9 protein-coding genes, 1 tRNA gene and 1 pseudogene are annotated in these 17,731 nt (G+C 70.2%); 6 read left to right on the forward strand and 5 right to left on the reverse strand.

Annotated features, from left to right (window positions below; all coding sequences use genetic code 11):
• The first annotated feature begins 84 nt into the window (after positions 1–84).
• Positions 85–158, forward strand: a tRNA-Thr gene (locus tag L3078_RS26280).
• Between the two features lie 128 nt (positions 159–286).
• On the opposite strand, the gene L3078_RS26285 is transcribed toward L3078_RS26280, so the two are convergent.
• Positions 287–1,816, reverse strand: a complete 1,530-nt coding sequence (locus L3078_RS26285) for a tyrosine-type recombinase/integrase (protein WP_239756395.1) — start codon at positions 1,814–1,816, stop codon at positions 287–289.
• A 600-nt stretch (positions 1,817–2,416) separates the two neighbouring features.
• Here L3078_RS26285 and L3078_RS26290 point away from each other — a divergent pair.
• The 5 genes from L3078_RS26290 (at position 2,417) to L3078_RS26310 (ending at position 12,255) form a co-directional block, all read left to right on the forward strand.
• Positions 2,417–4,747, forward strand: a complete 2,331-nt coding sequence (locus L3078_RS26290) for a bifunctional polysaccharide deacetylase/glycosyltransferase family 2 protein (RefSeq protein WP_239756396.1) — start codon at positions 2,417–2,419, stop codon at positions 4,745–4,747.
• A 53-nt stretch (positions 4,748–4,800) separates the two neighbouring features.
• Complete coding sequence (locus L3078_RS26295) at positions 4,801–6,030, forward strand: LCP family protein (RefSeq protein WP_239756397.1); 1,230 nt, start codon at positions 4,801–4,803, stop codon at positions 6,028–6,030.
• A 141-nt stretch (positions 6,031–6,171) separates the two neighbouring features.
• Entirely contained in the window at positions 6,172–7,830 is a 1,659-nt protein-coding gene (locus L3078_RS26300) for a sensor histidine kinase (protein WP_239756398.1), read from the forward strand.
• Positions 7,831–7,842: 12 nt separating this feature from the next.
• The gene (locus L3078_RS26305; RefSeq protein WP_239756399.1) at positions 7,843–8,520 is read left to right on the forward strand and encodes a response regulator; all 678 of its coding nucleotides are present in this window, start codon (positions 7,843–7,845) and stop codon (positions 8,518–8,520) included.
• 420 nt (positions 8,521–8,940) lie between these two features.
• A complete protein-coding gene (locus tag L3078_RS26310; RefSeq protein ID WP_239756400.1) occupies positions 8,941–12,255 on the forward strand; it encodes a S8 family serine peptidase in 3,315 nt (1,104 codons plus the stop codon).
• Positions 12,256–12,606: 351 nt separating this feature from the next.
• Here the strand turns inward: L3078_RS26310 and L3078_RS45045 are convergent, their stop codons facing one another.
• The 4 genes and pseudogenes from L3078_RS45045 to L3078_RS26325 form a co-directional block, all read right to left on the reverse strand.
• Entirely contained in the window at positions 12,607–12,765 is a 159-nt protein-coding gene (locus L3078_RS45045; protein ID WP_468165929.1) for a hypothetical protein, read from the reverse strand.
• Between the two features lie 27 nt (positions 12,766–12,792).
• Positions 12,793–12,914 (reverse strand): annotated as a pseudogene (locus L3078_RS45050) (AMP-binding enzyme); the annotation flags it as partial.
• Between the two features lie 363 nt (positions 12,915–13,277).
• Positions 13,278–15,191, reverse strand: coding sequence for a pectinesterase family protein (locus tag L3078_RS26320; RefSeq protein ID WP_239756401.1), 1,914 nt, complete (start codon positions 15,189–15,191; stop codon positions 13,278–13,280).
• 92 nt (positions 15,192–15,283) lie between these two features.
• Positions 15,284–17,557: an ATP-binding protein gene (locus L3078_RS26325; protein ID WP_239756402.1), complete on the reverse strand. Its 2,274-nt coding sequence runs from the start codon at positions 17,555–17,557 to the stop codon at positions 15,284–15,286.
• Positions 17,558–17,731 lie beyond the last annotated feature (174 nt).

A 17,731-nucleotide genomic window follows, 5' to 3' on the forward strand; every position in this document is an offset into this window, starting at 1 on the left:
GGTGCTCCGGCCCGTGGTTCGGAGCACCCCGGAAACTGTGTAGACTTACCGACGTTGCCGATCGCACCATAGTGCGGACAGCGCGCCGCCTTAGCTCAGATGGCCAGAGCAACGCACTCGTAATGCGTAGGTCTCGGGTTCGAATCCCGAAGGCGGCTCCGAGAAACCCCAGGACAGATAGCCGCTGACCTGGGGTTTTCTGCTACTCGGAGCATGACGCGTCACACGGCCGGGGTGCCGCGAGATGGCTTGCGTGAGCGATGCGTGAGCGGAGCGGTCCGGTGCCCTACTTCTTAGGCTTCTTCCGCTTGCCCTTCCGCTTGCCCTTCCTCTTGGCCCTGGTCTCGGCTTTCGCCTTGGCCGCCTGCTTGGCGGCCTTGCGGGCCTCCTCCGCCTCGGTCTTCCGCTGAAGCGGGACGAGCTTGGCGGTGGCCTCGGCGGCGTTCTTGCCGACCTGCGGAAGGACGCTCTGGTAAATGTCCCGCGTGATCCGGGTGTCGCTGTGCCCGAGCGTGTCCGACACGATCTTCACGTCGATGCCGGCGGCGAGCATGAGCGTGGCCGCCCCGTGCCGGAGGTCGTGCAGCCGGATCGGCGGGAGCCCGGAGGCGGCGACGAGGCGCTCGAAGAGGTCGGTCACCTTCCCGGGGTGGAGCCAGGAGCCGTCCTCCTGGGTGAAGACCATGCCGGTGTCCACCCAGGCTGATCCCCACTCCTCGCGGTCCGCGTCCTGCTGTTCGCGGTGCCGCTTCAGGACGTTGACGGTGTCGTCGTCGAGCGCGACCACGCGGAAGCCGCTGTCCGTCTTGGGCTCGGAGGTCTCGACCTCCCACCCGTCCTGGACGAGCTGGGCGGAGACGGTCAGGGAGTGGTCATCGAGGTTGGTCTCCGACCAGGGCTGCCCGCATGCCTCGCCCCGCCGCAGGCCGCGGAGGGCGATCAGGTGCCACATCGCGTACAGCCGGTCCTCCGCGACGAAGTCGAGGAACGCGCCGGTCTGTTCAGGCGTCCAGACCATCACGGGCGAGGGCTTCTCGCCGGTCTGCTCCCACTTGGCCACCCGCGCGTCCGTCCACACCAGAGCCTTCGGCTTGCGCACGGGGTCGAGTTCGACGTGGGCCGCCGGGTTGAAGGTGACGATCTGCTGGCCGATCGCGTCGTTCAACGCGGCCCGCAGCGTGGCCTTGATACGCAGCCGCGTAGCTGGACCGGTCACACGCCGGAACGGCGGCATGGCGTCGATCGCCGTCTTCATCACCTTGCGGCGGGCGCGGTTGTCCGTGCCCTTCCACGGCACGGTGGCCAACTCCTCCACCGCGGCCCGGCGCTGGGCGTTCTGCTCCAGGATTTCGGCATTGGCGTCGGCGATGGCCGTGAACATGTTGCTGAGATGGCTCACGCGCAGGCGGTCGAGACGGTGGTGGCCTATGCGAGGCTTCAAATGGAACCGGATGTCGGTCTCGTAGCGGCTGAGCCCCGACTTGCGGATGCGCTTGCCGTCGAGCCATCGGTCGAGCCACTCACTGACGGTCAGGCGGCCGATCAGGTCCTGGCCGGACTTCAGACGCCGCCGGGTCTCCTCGACATCCGGCAGCGGCGACTTCTCGTCGCCGACCTCCTCCAGCATGGCGGCGATCAGTTCCATGCCCTCGGGGTCGTCGGTGTCGGCGAGGCCGAGCAGCGCGCGGACGTGGTCGAGGTCGGCCTGGGCCGCCTTGAGGGAGTCGTAGCCGGCGCGGCTGAAGGAGCGGCGGGTGCCGTCTTCGCGGGGCGGGAGTTCCTGGCGTATGGAGTACGAGCCGTGCTTGCCAGCCACGGGCCACCCGGGACTCCATGCGTCCGGCAGCGCCATGCGCGCTGGTCGGACGGTCGTGTCACGTGTACCACCAACCGCGCCGTCCCGCCCGCGATGGGAGGCTCGGCAAGCGGCTGAGGCCTGCGGCGTTCCCCACCGCGGCCCAACCGGTCAGCACCAGCCGCCTCATCCCGGCGTGGTCTGCCGATCGGCAGAGACGATCGGCCCCTTCGGCAGATGCGGTGCGCGCGGAGGACACGCCATCCTGCTGCGGAACCAAGGCCTGACGCGCCTGCCGTCGTCAACACCGTGACCGTGCGGCCGCGTCAGGAGCGATGCATACCCGGAGCCGCCCCCCCAGAGGCCGGCTTCCCCCATCGCGACGAACTGTCCGCAGTTCCTCTCGAAAGGTATCCGCATGCGCCTGGAACGCTCGGCTCTCGGCCCTCGCGCCACCATCACCACGGCGCCCGGGGCGCCGGCGACGGAACTACCGCATCCCGCGTCGGCCAGGAGAGGCGAGAAGGTACCCGTCCAGTTGCACGGGCTGATCGGGCACCCCCCGGTCATCGCCCGCGACGCACACTGCCCGACAGCCAACAGCAGTGAGAGCACCGCGGGATGAAGGGTCGGCACGCTCTTTCCCATGCCCCCCGCGGGCACTGGCTTCTGGTGATCCTCGTCATTTCCGTCATGGTCTCCGCGCTGCTCTTCGAGGGCTGGACCCACCACGAGGTGGACGCCTCACGGGCACGGCTCGCGTGTACCCGACCTGTGCCGAAGGCCGTGGACGAAGGCGGGCCGGTGCTGCGTTTCAGCGGTGACCGGGTGACGTCGGCCGGAATGCCCACCCACACTGTCGCGCTCACGTTCGACGGTGGGCCGGACCCCGTCTGGACGCCGCGCCTGCTCGACCTGGTGCGCGGACACAGGGCACACGCCACCTTCTTTCTCGACGGGTCCCAGGTGGCTCGCTACCCGGAACTGGTACGCCAGATCCTTGCCGAGGGCAATGAGATCGGGTCCCACACCTACAGCGGCGACGCCCTGGGCCCGGCATCCGGGACCCGCAGCCGGCTGGAACTGTCGCTCACCCAGCGGGTGCTGGCCGGCGCCGCGGGAGTGCGTACCGCGCTGCTGCGTATGCCTGGGACCACCACGGTGGACACGCTGTGCGGGGCCGAGTGGAAGGCGGCGACGCGCGCCGCGGCGGACGGATACGTGCTGGTCGCCGCCGACCACCCGTCCCGAAAGCCCGCGCGGGGTGCGATCCGCCAGCTCAGCCACGACGGCCTGGGGTACGGCGAGACCGAGCGGCTGCTCCGCGGCCACCCCGCCGATGTGTTCACCACCGTGACGGACGGGCTCGGCCGGCCCCCGGCGAACACGCCCGCGTCCGCCTCCGAGCGGCGGGAGGGCACCGCCCTGATCTGGGCCGGCGACGCCGGGCAGGCGCTGGCGAGCGGTATTACCTGGGCGCTCTTGGCGGTGGGGACGCTGGTCGCGTTCCGGCTGCTGATGCTCACCCTCCTGTCCCGCATCCATGTCCGGCGCATCGACCGCGCACTGACCGGCCCGGTCCACGCCCGGCCGAACGTGGTGACCGATCCGGTGACCGTCCTCGTCCCCGCGTACAACGAGGAGGCGGGGATCGAGTCCACCCTCCGGTCCCTGCTCGCCTCCACCCACCCGCATCTGCAGATCGTGGTGATCGACGACGGGTCGACGGACCGGACGGCCGCCGTGGCCGAAGGTATCGGCGATCCCCGGGTGACGGTGCTCCGTCGGCCCCACTCCGGCAAGGCCGCCGCCCTCAACCACGGCCTGGCCTGGGCGATGCACGACATCGTGGTCATGGTCGACGCCGACACCGTCTTCGAGCCGGACGCCGTGTACCAGCTCATCCAGCCGCTCGCGAACCCGGCCGTCGGCGCGGTCAGCGGCAACACGAAAGTCGGCAACCGGCGCCGCATGCTCGCCAGATGGCAGCACCTGGAGTACGTCTTCGGCTTCAACCTCGACCGCCGCATGCTCGATGTGCTCGAGTGCATGCCGACGGTGCCCGGTGCCATCAGCGCCTTCCGGCGGAAGGCGCTGATCGATGTCGGCGGCGTCAGCGAGGACACCCTCGCCGAGGACACCGACCTCACGATGGCCCTGTGGCGGGCCGGCTGGCGAGCGGTCTACGAGGAGTCCGCGATCGCCTGGACCGAGGTCCCCGTCTCGCCGCGCCACCTGTGGCGGCAGCGCTACCGCTGGTGCTACGGCACTCTCCAGGCGGTGTGCAAGCATCGCCACGCCCTCGTCGAACGGGGCCCGGCCGGGCGCTTCGGCCGCCGAGGGCTGACCTATCTCACGCTCTTCCAGATCGTCCTGCCGCTGTTCGGGCCGGTCGTCGACGTCTTCGCCCTGTACGGAGCACTCTTCCGGAACCCCGTGCAGGCGGCCGCGCTGTGGCTCGGTTTCCTCGCCATGGAGATGTTCTGCGCGGGATACGCGCTGCGGCTGGACGGTGAACCGGTCAGGGCGCTGTGGGCCGTGCCCTTCCAGCTCTTCGTCTACCGGCAGTTGACGTACCTGGTCGTCATCCAGTCCCTGGTCACGCTGTTGATCGGCAGGCGGCTGAAGTGGCAGCGTCTGAACCGCGCCGGTACGGCCGACCAGGAGTCCGGCGGGGCAACTGGCCGAACCGGAACAGTCGGCGCAGCGGACGTCGATGTGGACGTGGCGAGCGTGACGATCGCCCCTGTCCAGGGGCGCGCACCTGGCCCCGGGCCGGGCGGAGACCGTCACCGGATCTCCCTCCGCCCAGTCGAGTTCACCCGGACCGGCAACGGACGACCGGCGACCGGTGTGCCGACCGCCGACTGCTCTGTCCGTCCTCGGGCGGATCGGATGTCCGGACTGCTTTCCAGCTCCGAGAAGTCGACCAGCAAGGGTTATGGGGCATGAGCGACCGACTGAGCACGTGGTCCGACGTCGATGGGCACGCGGATGAAGCGGTGATGCCTGAGCCGCGCCTCATCGCGGGGGAGGCTCGCGTCCGCGTCACGCCCCCGGAGCCGTACCCCTCGAACCGGGCGCCGGGAAGCAAGAGCACCGCGTCCGCGTCCGGGGGACGTCCGCCCTCCCAGGGCGCTCGGCGGGCGTCTGACACACGGTCGGCGCGTGACACCGTCCAGGACACCGCCCGGGGCGTCGCCGTACGGGGCAACCGTCCCGGGCGGCGGCCGGCACGCGGCCGCCGCAGCCTGGTCCGCCGGATCGGGCGAACGCTGCTCCTGCTGGCCCTCGTACTGCTGCTCGTCCCGGTCGGCACCTACTTATGGGCCGACTCCGCACTCAACCGGCAGGTCAGTCTTGAGGAGATCGGGAGCCGACCGCCGCAGGGCAGCGGCACCAACTACCTCATCGTGGGCTCCGACAGCCGGGAGGGCCTGACCGAGGAGGACAGGAAGAAATTGCGCACGGGCGCGTTCCAGGGCGGCCGCACCGACTCGATGATCCTGCTGCACACCGGCGCGAACGGCACCACGATGGTGAGTCTGCCGCGCGACTCGTGGGTGACCATCCCGCAGACACTTCGCCCCCAGACCGGCAAGGTCCACCCGGCGTCCGAGGACAAGCTCAACGCGGCGTACTCCCTGGGCGGCCCCCAACTGCTCGTACAGACCGTCGAGCACAACACGGGCCTGCGCATCGACCACTACGTAGAGATCGGTCTGGGCGGTTTCGTCGACGTCGTGGACGCCGTCGGCGGCGTGGAGATGTGCGTGGACCGCGACATCAAGGACAAGAGCTCTGGCTTGGATGTGAAGCGGGGCTGTCAGGTCTTCGACGGTAGGACGGCGCTCGCGTTCGTCCGGCAGCGTAAACAGGAGGCCCGCGGCGACCTGGGGCGCACCAGGAACCAACAGGAGTTCCTGGCCGCCCTCGCGGAGCGAGCCACCCGGTCCGACGTGGTGCTCAACCCGTCCAGGCTCCTCCCGGCCGCCGAGGCGGGCCTCGACACGCTCGTCGTCGACAAGGGCACGGACCTGCCGGAACTCGTCACGCTGCTCCAGGCGGTGCGGAGCGTCACGGGGGGCGGCGGCAGACAGATCAACGTTCCGGTGTCCGACGTGCGGTTCCGTACCTCCAAGGGCATCGCCGTGCGGTGGGACGGCGCGCGGGCGAAACGGCTCTTCACAGAGCTGAGGAACGATCTGCGGGTCACCCCGGTGTCACCGCCGTGACGGCCGGGCGACCTGCTGAAGGCGGTTGAGGCGGAGGCTTGAAGCCTGGTGGTGAACGAAGTGCGGCTGGCAACCGTATCCCATGTCGTGCGGGAGGCTCAGGCGCTTGCGTCCCCAGGCGCGCGGCCGGTGGAACGGGTCGTGCGGGAAATCGGGCTGCTCGGCCTGGTCGCGCTGACCACATGGGCGGCAGCCACTCAGTGGGTCACCTTCGATTGGACGCCGGAGGACTCCGTTTCGGAGCTGAGCCGGATGTGGGCGTCCGTTGGCGGTGCGGTCCTCACCACACTGCTCCGGCTGTGGTCGCCGACCGCCGCGGTGATCGCCGCGACCGCGATGTTCGGCTGGTGGCCGGCGTCGGGCATCGCCGTCGCGGTGGCGGCCTTCAGCGTCTGCGGGTGGCACCGGGCGACGGGGCGGCGCTTCGCCGTCCTGGGTGCGGCCGCCGCGATCGGCTACGGCGTCGCACTGCTCTCCAGTCCCATGCCGGTATCCGTGGTGACCACCTTTCACCTGTTCACGACGCTGGTCTGCCTGGGGTTGCCGGCCGCGGTGCGGGCCCTGCTCGGAACGGCGGACCGTGTGATCCGCGCGCTGCGGGACCGTGCGCTCTTCCTGGAGGAGAACTATCGGCTGGCCCAGTCGACGGCACGCCTTCGGGAACGGTCCCGCATAGCCCAGGAGATGCACGACCAGCTCGGCCACCGGCTCAGCCTCATCTCCCAGTACGCGGGGGCTCTGGAACTGGCATCGGCCGGGAAGGCGCGAGTCGACGGCGGGAAGGGAGACGGCGGCGAGGCCGAACTGATCCGGGGGACGGCCCAGACCGCCATGCGCGAACTGCGCCTCATCCTCGGCATTCTGCGCTCCGCGGACCGCGAGAGCGCGGCGCTGCAGCCGGTCGAGGAGACCGGTCTGCGCTCGGACATCGCGCGGCTGGTCGAGCAGTCCCGATCGGCGGGCGTCGACATCGGCCTGAGGTGGCAGGGAGACGACCTGCGCGACGTCGCCGCGCCCGTGCGACGGGCCGTGCACCGCGTTGTCCGTGAGGGGCTGACCAACGTGCACCGGCACGCGTCCGGCGCGGCCGTCTCGGTCGAGGTCGAGCGCGGCCCGGACACCGTCCGTGTGGACCTCCGCAACGGACGCAGTCCGCAACCGGTCCCCGGCAGGACCCCGCTCGCCTCCGGTACCGGAATGGGCCTCGTCGGCGTGCAGGAGCGGGTGACCCTGCTCGGCGGTGATGTCTCCGCCGGCCCCACGGAGAACGGCGGTTTCCGGCTGTGCGCCGAACTGCCCCTGCGGGAGCGGACGGGGTGCGCACCCGCCACCCGGCGTGCCCAGCGGGAGGAGGCAGTCGTGGACGACCGCACGACGCCTGCCGCCGCGGCTCGGGCCGCCGGACCGCAGACACCTTTCGGACATGGGGTGCGCCGGGTCACATCCGCGGTGTTCGCCATTGCCCTGGTCGGTGTCGCGGCGCTGGTCGCCGTGGCGCTCTATACGGTGCCATGGACCTCGGCGGAGTACCGGAGGTCGCTGGAAGTTGCCCCGTCAGAGTTGGTTGAGGTCGGCATGAGCCGCGAGGAAGTGACCGACGTCGCCGGCCAGGACGAGCCACTGGCGCGGTTTGCCGCACGAATCGTGGAGTCGCCTCCCCCGTCCCCCGGCGCCTGTATGTACTCAGAGGAATGGTTGAGGGATGGTCAGGTCAGGATCGTTCGGTTCTGTTTTCGCGAGGACCGTCTGATCGGCATGGACCACTACGACATCGGCGACGGTGTCAGCGAAGGTCGGTAGGGCGCGATGGGTATGAGCGATGATTCGACCGGGCCGATCCGAGTGCTGCTGGCCGACGACGAGGCGTTGATGCGGGCGGGCCTGCGCCTTGTCCTGGCCCACGCCGAAGGCATCGAGGTGGTCGCCGAGGCCGCCGACGGCGCCGAGGCGGTCGACCTCGCCGTCAGCCACCGCATCGACGTGGTGTTGATGGACATCCGGATGCCGCGCGTGGACGGCCTCGCCGCCACCGAGCGGCTGGCTGCCCTGGCCCCGTCGGTACAGGTCGTCATGCTCACCACGTTCGGTGAGGACGAGTACATCACCCGCGCGCTCGAGGCCGGCGCCGCGGGCTTCGTGCTGAAGGACACCGGCCCTCAGGAACTCATCCAGGCGGTACGCGTTGCCGCGCGCGGCGACGCCATCCTCTCCCCGCGCATCACCCGGGGACTGATCGAACAGTACGTGATCAGCCATGCGCGACGGACCTCCGAGGCGCGACGGCTGATGGAGGTCCTGACCGCCCGCGAGCAGGACGTGCTCGTGCTGGTCGGCCTCGGGCTGTCCAACGCAGGGATCGGCAGAAGGCTCCACATGGGCGAGGGCACTGTGAAGACACATGTGCGGCACATCCTTACCAAGTTGGGCTGTGCCAACCGTGTCCAGGCCGCGATCCTCGCTCATGACGGCGGCCTGCTGCCGGCGGAGTGAGCCGGCCCCACCGCGGATCGACCGGAGCGCACCGGAGCCGTCTTCGTGGAGCCACCCGTACGTCTTCACTGACATCCCTTCACCAGTTTCCCTTCCTTGACCGTCTGTGCCATCTACCGATCGGACGAGAAGGCGTGGCCGTTCGGGTGAGGTGCCGGGCTGCCCCCCCAGGCAAGAGTCGGACCCGGCGGTCGCCAGAGGGCGGACCGTGACATCCACTCATGTCCTGTGGTGCACAGGCCTGTCCGGAAGGGAATCGATTGGGTGGCATGGGAAGGCGGAAGCAGAAGAGGAACGATACGCAGGGCGGTTTGTGCGGGTGTCGCCTCCGCAGCCCTGCTGGGCATGGTCGGCGGGGCGCTGCCTGCGACAGCTGTGCCGGGGGCAGGAGCTGACGGCGGTGCGGGGGCTCCGCCGTCTGTGCAGGGCACGGTGGGCCGTACGGTCGAGCGGATCACGCTGATCACCGGGGACACGGTGGCACTGGACGCCAGGGGCAGGGTCACGGAAGTCAGGCGCGGCCCGGGACGCTCCGGGATACCGGTGTCCGTGCAGCGCTTCGCCGGGCACACGTATGTGACTCCCGTGGATGTCGTCGGCCTGCTGGCCGAAGGCCGTCTGGACCGGAGGCTGTTCGACGTGACGGGGCTCGCCGCCGCCGACTACGACGACGCCCACCGGCGAAGTCTGCCGCTGATCGTGACGTACAGGAAGGGCGCCGCGCAGGGCGCCGCCCAGCGGGCGCTGCGCGCCGCCGAAGCCGATGTGCAACGCCGGCTGCCCGCGGTGCGCGGGGAGTCGATCGCCGCGCCCAAGGCGCGGATGGGTCGGGTCCTGGCCGCGCTGACCGACCGTCTCGCCGGTCGGGCCATCGCCTTGGAGACCGCCCCCGGCGTCGACCGGGTCTGGCTGGACGGCCGCAGGAAACTCCCCGCGGACCGCGGCTTCACGGTGGCGAGGAAGGCGGGCGACCCCGATCCCGAGGGCGGCCCAGTCCAGATCGGCGCGCCGGTGGCGTGGAAGGCGGGCTACGACGGCAAGGGCGTCAACGTGGCGGTCCTGGACACCGGCATCGACGCCACGCACCCCGACGTGAAGGGGGCCATCGTCAAGGCCGAGGACTTCAGCGGCAGCGGCACCACGGACGACACCGACGGCCACGGCACACATGTGGCCTCCACCATTGTCGGGTCAGGTGCCAGGAGCGATGGCCGATACATGGGCGTCGCGCCCGGCGCCCGGCTGCTCGTCGGCAAGGTCTTCGACGGCGCCACCGCCTCGGACTCGGGGATCATCGCCGGCATGCAGTGGGCGGTGCAGCAGAAGGCCAAGATCGTCAGCATGAGCCTGGGCGGCACGGACTCCATCGGCGTGGACCCGATCGAGCAGGCGGTGAACGGCCTGTCGAAGTCCTCCGGCACCCTGTTCACCATCGCCGGGGGCAACGAGGGACCCGACGACGCCACGGTCGGCTCTCCGGGCTCCGCGGAGTCGGCGCTCACCGTGGCCGCCGTGGACAGCGAGGACCGCCTCGCCGACTTCTCCAGCCGAGGGCCGACCGCCGACAACGCCATGAAGCCCGACCTGTCCGCACCCGGCGTGGAAATCGTCGCGGCCAAGGCCGCCCACAGCCCGGGGGGCGATGGCCCGATCCCCGGCTATGTCGCCTATTCCGGCACCTCGATGGCCACCCCGGCGGTGGCCGGTGCCGCCGCCATCGTCGCCCAGCAGCATCCCGACTGGACCGGCCAGCGCCTCAAGGCCGCCCTGATGGCCTCCGCCAAGCCGCTTGCCGGGCAGAGCGCCTATGCGGCGGGGGCCGGCCGGGTCGATCTCAGCCAGGCCATCCGGCAGGAGGTGAGCACCGAGCCCGCCTCCCTCGATCTCGGTGTCCAGCAGTGGCCGCACGGCGACGACCAGCCGGTCCGTCGCACCCTCGCCTACAGCAACCTCAGTGACCGCCCGGTCACACTCGACCTGTCGATGGCTGATCCGGTCGGCCCGAGCGGCCGCACCGCGTCCGCGGCCTTGTTCAGCGTCTCGCCGGCACGGCTGACCATCCCGGCCGGCGGCACAGCGGACGCGACCGTCACGGCCGACACGCGCACCGGTGGGCTGGCCGACGGGCTCTGGTCCGCCTCGGTGACCGCGACGGGCGGCGGGCAAACGGTGCGCACCCCCGTCGGTGTTGTGCGCGAGGTGCGGTCGTACACGCTGACCCTGAAGGTCACCGGTCGCGACGGAAAGCCCGCCAAGAACACCACGGTGGCCATCGCCGACCTGGACCGGCCCCGGCTGTACCTGCCCTACGACTTCGGCGACAAGGACGGCGACGGCGTCGTCACCGTCCGGCTGCCCAAGGGGCGTTACACGGTGGACACCATGATGGAGGATGACAACGGGAGCCGCTCCGAGCTGTCCTGGCTGGTGACGCCCCGGCTGGTGATGGGCAAGGACCACGTACTGACCCTTGACGCCCGCACCGCCAAGCCCATCCGCGTCACCGCGCCCGACGCACGGGCACGTCTGCGCAGTGCGCAGCTGCTCTTCGCGGCCGGTACCCCCGGGACCGGGTACTACAACGGTCTGTTCGCGGACGACTACGACACCGTGCGGGTGGCCCAGGCCGGGCCGTCCGCGCCCTCGAAGGACTTCGTCGTCCAGTACGGCGGGATCTGGCAGCGCGGAGCCACCGATCCGCTGTACGGCCTCGTCGTCACCCGTAAGGGATCGATGTTCACCGGACTGAACCGAACCGTCTCCGCACGCGGCCTGGCGAAGATCGTCACCGCCACGGGGCCCGTCCCGGCGGGCGCCCGGGTCACGCCCAGCGCCGCCTGGACCGTACCTGGCTGGGAAGAGGACATCAACGTTCCCGAACTTGCCGGAGTCGCGCGGAAGGCGCCGTACGGCTCAGCGATCAACTACGTATCCGCGGAAGGGGGCATGCGCTGGAAAGTGGCTACGACCCTCGGCACCAAGACCGATTCCCTGTTGGGGTACTGGGAGGGTGCGTTCCACCGTTATCAGCCCGGCCGCACCTACCGGGAGAAGAACTTCAACACCGCTGTGTTCGGCCCGTCCCTGCCCGAGGGCTACGGCGGACAGTACATGGGGTCCAACTATGGGATCTGTGTGCCCCTGTTCAGCGACGGCGCGGGCCACACCGGCTACCTCGGCCCTTCCGAAGCCGCGTATCGCACCCGGTTCACCATGGGCAACACCGTCCTCCTCGACGAGAAACAGGACTTGTGCGACAACCTCCAAGGAGGTAGCGGGCTGAGCAACCGCACCGCCCGCTATCGGCTCAGCATGGACGCGACCCGCAAGGCCGCCGTGTACCGCGTCGGCACCCGCGTCTCCACAGTCTGGGACTTCACTCTGCGGCCCTCGCCCGACGACTTCGCCACCATGCCGTTGTCCGTCGTCCGTTTCACCCCGAAACTCGGCCTGGACAGCACCGCCAAGGCAGGGACCCGCATCACCGTCCCGCTGGTGGTCCAGGGCCCAGCGGCCGCTCCGGGCGCCCTCAAGTCGCTGGCCGTCGAGGTCTCTTACGACGGTGGGCGCACCTGGAAGAGCACGGCGGTCCACACTGCGACCGACGGCAAGCGGTCTGTGACGCTGACCCAGCCGAAGACCCCCGGTTCCGTGTCGTTCAAGGCCACGGCCACCGACACCAAGGGCAACAGCGTCACCCAGACGCTGATCAATGCCTACCGCACCGTCAAGTGATCTGACCGCATCGGCCGGATTGACGCCGCCGGTTCGCCGACCCCTTGGCGGACCGGCGGCTCGGCGCTTCACCTGCACCTTCAACACCGGCCAGGCTTGCACTGACAGGGCATCGGCTCGCTGGGTGCCGGAGCCGTCAATGGGGCCCATGCGCTCGCCCATGAACTCCTTCTCGGTGCAGAGGTCCTCCACACGGTCCGGTGCCTGTGACGCAGGCCATGAGGGGGTGAGCCCCTTGTCCTTGCACGTCCCCTGATGGGCCACCCACAGGCCGACGGCGTGCCCCGGGGGAGTCATGCAGTCCTGCGGCGGGTCGTGCCCCATGGAGTCCGGTGGGCGAGAACCGACCGTTCACGGAATGTAGTCGGCGCGGCGGAGAACAGGGCGCAGGACCTCGATGACGCCGGGGTCGTCCACCACGGAGGGGATGGGCTCGTCGTGGCTGCCGGCGATGCCGCGCATCGTCTTGTGCAGGATCTTCCCCGAGCGCGTCCTGGGCAGGGCGGCCACGCCCGCGACGTCCTTGAGGGAGGCGACCGCGCCGATGCGTTCGCGTACGAGCTGGACGAGCTCGGCTTCGACCTCGCTCGGTTCGCGGTCGGTCCCCGCTTCAGGACGACGAAGCCGTGCGGCACTTGTCCCTTCAGAGGGTCGGCCACGCCGATGACAGCGCACTCGGCGACGTCGGGATGGGCGGCCAAGCCTGTTCCATGCTGCTGGTGGCGGCGACGTTGATGACATCGTCGGTGCGGCCCATGACGAAGACGTAGCCGTCGTCGTCGATGTGGCCGCTGTCGCCGGTGAGGTGGCAGCGGCGTGGTCGGAGACGTAGGAGGCGATGTAGCGGTCGTCGTCGTTCCAGAGTGTGGGGAGTGCGCGGGCGGCAGGGGGCACCGGGCTCGCGGAGGACGCGGAAGCGGGGCCGGGACGGCGTGTGCTGTCCCGGCCCCGCGCCGTGGTTCACCGCGCCGCGAGGACGCGGACTCCGCCGGTGGGCGTTGTGCCCGTCACCTTCAGTCGGGTCACCGGACCGGGTTCCAGCCGTCGGTGCCGGCCAGGTACTTCTGGGCGGTGTAGTCGGCGGCCTCGGCGTCGGTCAGCTGCGGCGCGTTGGAGCCGACGCCGGCTCCGGGGCCGGTGTTCTGGTATTCCCTGAGCCGGGCCCACGACCAGGGGTACTGGGGGACCATGTCGGTCCATGGGTGCGTCTCGTTGATGTGGGGGTAGATGTTGGTGTTACGGACCACCGCCTGGGGCCAGGCTTCCGTGGTGTTGTTCCACGGTCGGCCGAGGTACATCGAACGCGCTGGCACGTTGTTGGAGATCACCCAGCTGTGGGTGACGAGGATTCCGTACTTCTTCCTGTTGTCGGTGTTCGGCGCCAGCATGGTGCCGCCGGGCCATTGGTACATGACCAACTGGGACCGGTCGATCACCGCGGTGGCGTTGCCGAAGACGAAGTCCACGTCGCCCCGGATGAGGCAGTTGTAGAAGTACTGCCGGGCCTGCGTCGTGGGCGTCTCCCCCTTGACGAGCAGGGTGTCCTGACGGCTCAGGATCGCGACGTTGTCGAACACCTGCCGGTCACCCATGGCGGCGACCGCGACGGCCTGGGTCTCGTACGGGCTGATCTCCGGGTGGGCCGCGCGGTCGAACGTGTTGCTGATCGTGAGGTCCTTGACGGTCAGGTTGGGCGGCCTGAAGGTGGCCACAGCGCTGCCCTGAGTGCCGTACTTCAGGCCGGTCGCGGGGTTGATCATCCCGTGGCACCTGGTGTTGTAGATGACAACGTCCCCGCGGATGCCGGTGACGCCCCTGATCGTCAGCCAGGACTTGCTGCTGGAGACGCTGAGGACCTCGTGGTAGACGCCCTTGTCGATGAGGATGGTGTTCGCGCCGCTGTCGGGAACGTCGTTGATCGCGTCCTGTACGGTCCAGTGGTCGCCGGTGCCGTCCTGCGAAACATACAGCAGGCTGCCCTCGGCCAAGTGCCTTCCCTTGGTGTCGATGTCCGAGTGGTGGGCCGTCATGAGCCAGGCCGCGGCGGCGACGGTGGTCCCGATGATGATGCCGGCGATCTCGACAGGAGCCGCGAAGGCGGCGGTCCCCGCCATGACCGCCAGGAGGAACGACCTGCTGAGCCGACCCCAGTTGTTGTGGAAAGCCTGGTGCGTCAAGGTGAGGCCGAACGCCACGCCGTTGCCGAACGCCGAGGCGGTTTGACGCGCCTGCTCCCGGAACCGAGAGGCTTCGGCGACCCCCACGATCACCTGGAGGACTGCCTGGGCAACCTCCTGGGTCGTGATTCCCGTCAAGCTGCCGTCGGCGCCCTGCAGCCTCCGCACGGCGGTGCTGAGGCTGGCGGGACTGATCTGCATACCGTCGCGCGAGGCGCCCTGCCGCGCGAGTTCGGTGTAGGTACCCAGGGTCTGGTAGTTCGTCCTTGTGTTGGAGGTCGTGGCGCCCGGCAGTGCCGAGGCGCCGCCGGGCGCCGCTGCGGAGTCCAGGGTGAAGAAGTTGCCCCAGGTGACCGTACCGACGCCGTCCTCGACGCCGGCCCGCCATCCCATGATGTAGGAGTCCGACCGGCGCATGAACAACCGGACGAACTCGGTCCTGTCCTCGGCGTGCAGGTCGATGGTGATGTACTGGCTGGCTCCGTTCCGGTCGGTGACGTCGACAGGGGGGCCGCCCAAGGAGTCGACTCTTGCGCCGAGCGCTCGCCTGATGTCGTTGAGCAGTTTGGCGTAGCCGGTCCTGGCGTCGGCGGGCTCGCTGGTGATGCGCCAGGTGACGTTCGCGCCGGTCGCGGCGACGGCGGTTGCGCCGGCGGCGACCACCGCGCCGCCGGCCAGCGTGCTGGCGGCCACCACGGCGATGGCACTGCTGAGGAATGATCTCCGGGGGAGATGCCCCCGCGCTTCGGTGTCAGTCATGCCGAAAGGCTCAGTGAGGGGTTTCCCCGAAACCATGGGTATTTGTACGGGCCCCGGGTGGGACCCGGATCGGGTATTTCTACGGGGTTGTCCTACGCGTCGGGCGCCTGGTTCGCTGTCCACCAGGACGCGATCCGGGCGCGGGAGGCGAAGCCGAGCTTGGCCAGGATGTTCTCGACGTGGCCGTCGACCGTGCGCGGGGAGCGTCCGAGGGCCGAGGCGATCTGCCGGTTGCTCAAGCCGTCGGCCACCAGCGCGGCCACGTCCCGCTCCCGGGCGGTCAGGGGGCTCGGGACGGGGGCTGTGGCAGTCGGCTCGGACCTGGTGCGCAGGGCGTAGGCGATGGCCTCTTCGGGGCAGCGGTGCTCGGCGCCCTCGGTGAGGGCCTTCTCGTACGCCGCCCGGCCCAGGGTCCGTACGACGTCGTCCTCGCACCGGGTGTGCTGTTCGACCATGTGCGGGCCGAACGCGGAGAGGGTTGTGCCGGTGTCCCGCAACAGGGTGCGGGCGGTACCCAGCAGGCGTCCCGCCTCCTCCCGGTCGCCGCGTGCGGCGGTGACCCAGGCCAGCTCCTCCAGCATCAGCGCGACTCTGATGCAGTCGTTGAAGCCGCGCTCCTTCTCCAGCGCGGTCCGGATCAGAGCCGATGCCTCCTCGTGGTCGCCGCGCATCCAGGCGTTGTAGCCGAGCGTCCACAGCGCGTGGGCGTGGGCCAGCCACCCACCGTGTGCTTCGGCGAGGGCGACTGCCTGTCGGCAGGTCTGCGTGGCGCGCGGATCCCCCAGGTGGGACTGCGCGGTGCCCATCTGCAGCAGCGCGTAGACCGCGCCGATCTCCTCGCCCGTTTCCGTGTAAGTGGCCACCGCCGCCTCGAAGAAGGACACGGCCTCGTCCAGCCGGCCGCCGGACAGCGCCAAAGAGCCGCGGAGGTTCTGGACGTGTGCGCACACTACGGAGTCGCCCAGCCGTTCGCCCAGGTCTTCGGCCTCGTCCAGCCACCTGTAGGCCGCCGCATGATCGCTTTGCAGCGCCGCCACCCAGGCGGCGACCCACAGCGCCCTGGCCCGAGCAGGGGTGGGCTCGGGCGCGGCGGCAAGCGCCCGGTCGAGCCAGTGGCGTCCCTCACCGATGAACCCGCCCCAGCACCAGTGGAAGCGCAGTGCGCCGACGAGCGCCAGGGTGGCCTGCGGGTCGCCGCCATGGGCCAGCGCCGCGCGTAGATCGGCATGCTCCACACACAGCCGGGTCAGGCTCTCCCACTGGCCCGGGCCGGACCAGCCGTCGGCGATGCCCTCGGCGAGGGCCAGGTAGAAATCGTGGTGTCGACGCAGCACCCGCTGCTCCTCGCCGGACTCGGCGAGCCGCTCCCGCCCGTACTGGCGGACGGTCTCCAGCAGCCGGTAGCGTGGCAGGCCGTTCTGCTCGGTGGGCAGGACGACGGACTGGACGACCAACTGGTCCAAGAGATCGAGCACCTCGCTCCTGTCGATGCCATCGCCCGCGCAGACGGCCTCGACCGCGTCCAGGCCGAAGTCGCCGGCGAAGACCGACAGCCGGTGCCACAGCAGCCGCTCGGCGGGGGCGCACAACTCGTGACTCCAGTCGATCAGCGCGCGCAGCGTCTGCTGGTGCGGCCGGGCGGTCCGGTTGCCGCTGGTGAGCAGCCCGAAGCGGTCCTCCAGCCGGTTCACCGCCTCATCGACGCTGAGGGTCCGCAGCCGGGACGCGGCCAGTTCGATGGCCAGCGGCAACCCGTCCAGGTCGGCGCACAGCCGGAAGACCTGGGCGCGGTTGCCGTCGGTGATCTCGAAGCCCGGGCGTACGGCGCGGGTCCGGTCCCGCAGCAGTTCCACCGCGTCGTCCGGGGCCAGCGGAGGTACGGCGAAGACGTGCTCGCCGAAGATTCCCAGCGCCCGGCGGCTTGTCGTCAGGATGCTCAGTCCCGGGGTGCCCGACAACAGCGCATGGGCCAGCTCGGCGCAGGCGTCGACCAGGTGCTCGCAGTTGTCCAGCACGATCAGCGGCGTGCGGTGGGTCAGGAAGGCGGCGAGTTGGTCGGCGATCGGCCTGACGCCCAGATCCGGCACCCCCAGGGCAGCTGCGGTGGCGTTCGCCACCAGAGCCGGGTCCCGCACGGCCGCCAGGTCCACCAGCCACACCCCGTCCGCGAAGTCCGGCGCCGACGCGGCGGCCACCTCCAGCGCCAGCCGCGTCTTGCCCACTCCGCCCACGCCGGTGAGCGTCAGCAGCCGCGTCGCCCCCAGACGGCCGCGTACCTCGGCGAGGTCCTGGCGCCTGCCCACGAACGTGGTCAGGGCAGCGGGCAGGTTCGCCACGCCTGGTATCTGGGATGTCTGGATGGTCACGTTCCTACTTGCCTTCCGGCGGCTCGCGATCGTGCCGGAGCTCGGACGCCTGTCTGTGATGGCAGCGCGCTTCATTGCGAGCAGTTGGGCGCGGACCTGTCGCCGCACCTCAGCGACCGTGTCCCCGTCCCCGCACCCGGCTTCTTGAAAGTGTCATCAGTGGCACTCCGGTGT

The organism is Streptomyces deccanensis, from assembly GCF_022385335.1.
Lineage (GTDB): Bacteria > Actinomycetota > Actinomycetes > Streptomycetales > Streptomycetaceae > Streptomyces > Streptomyces deccanensis.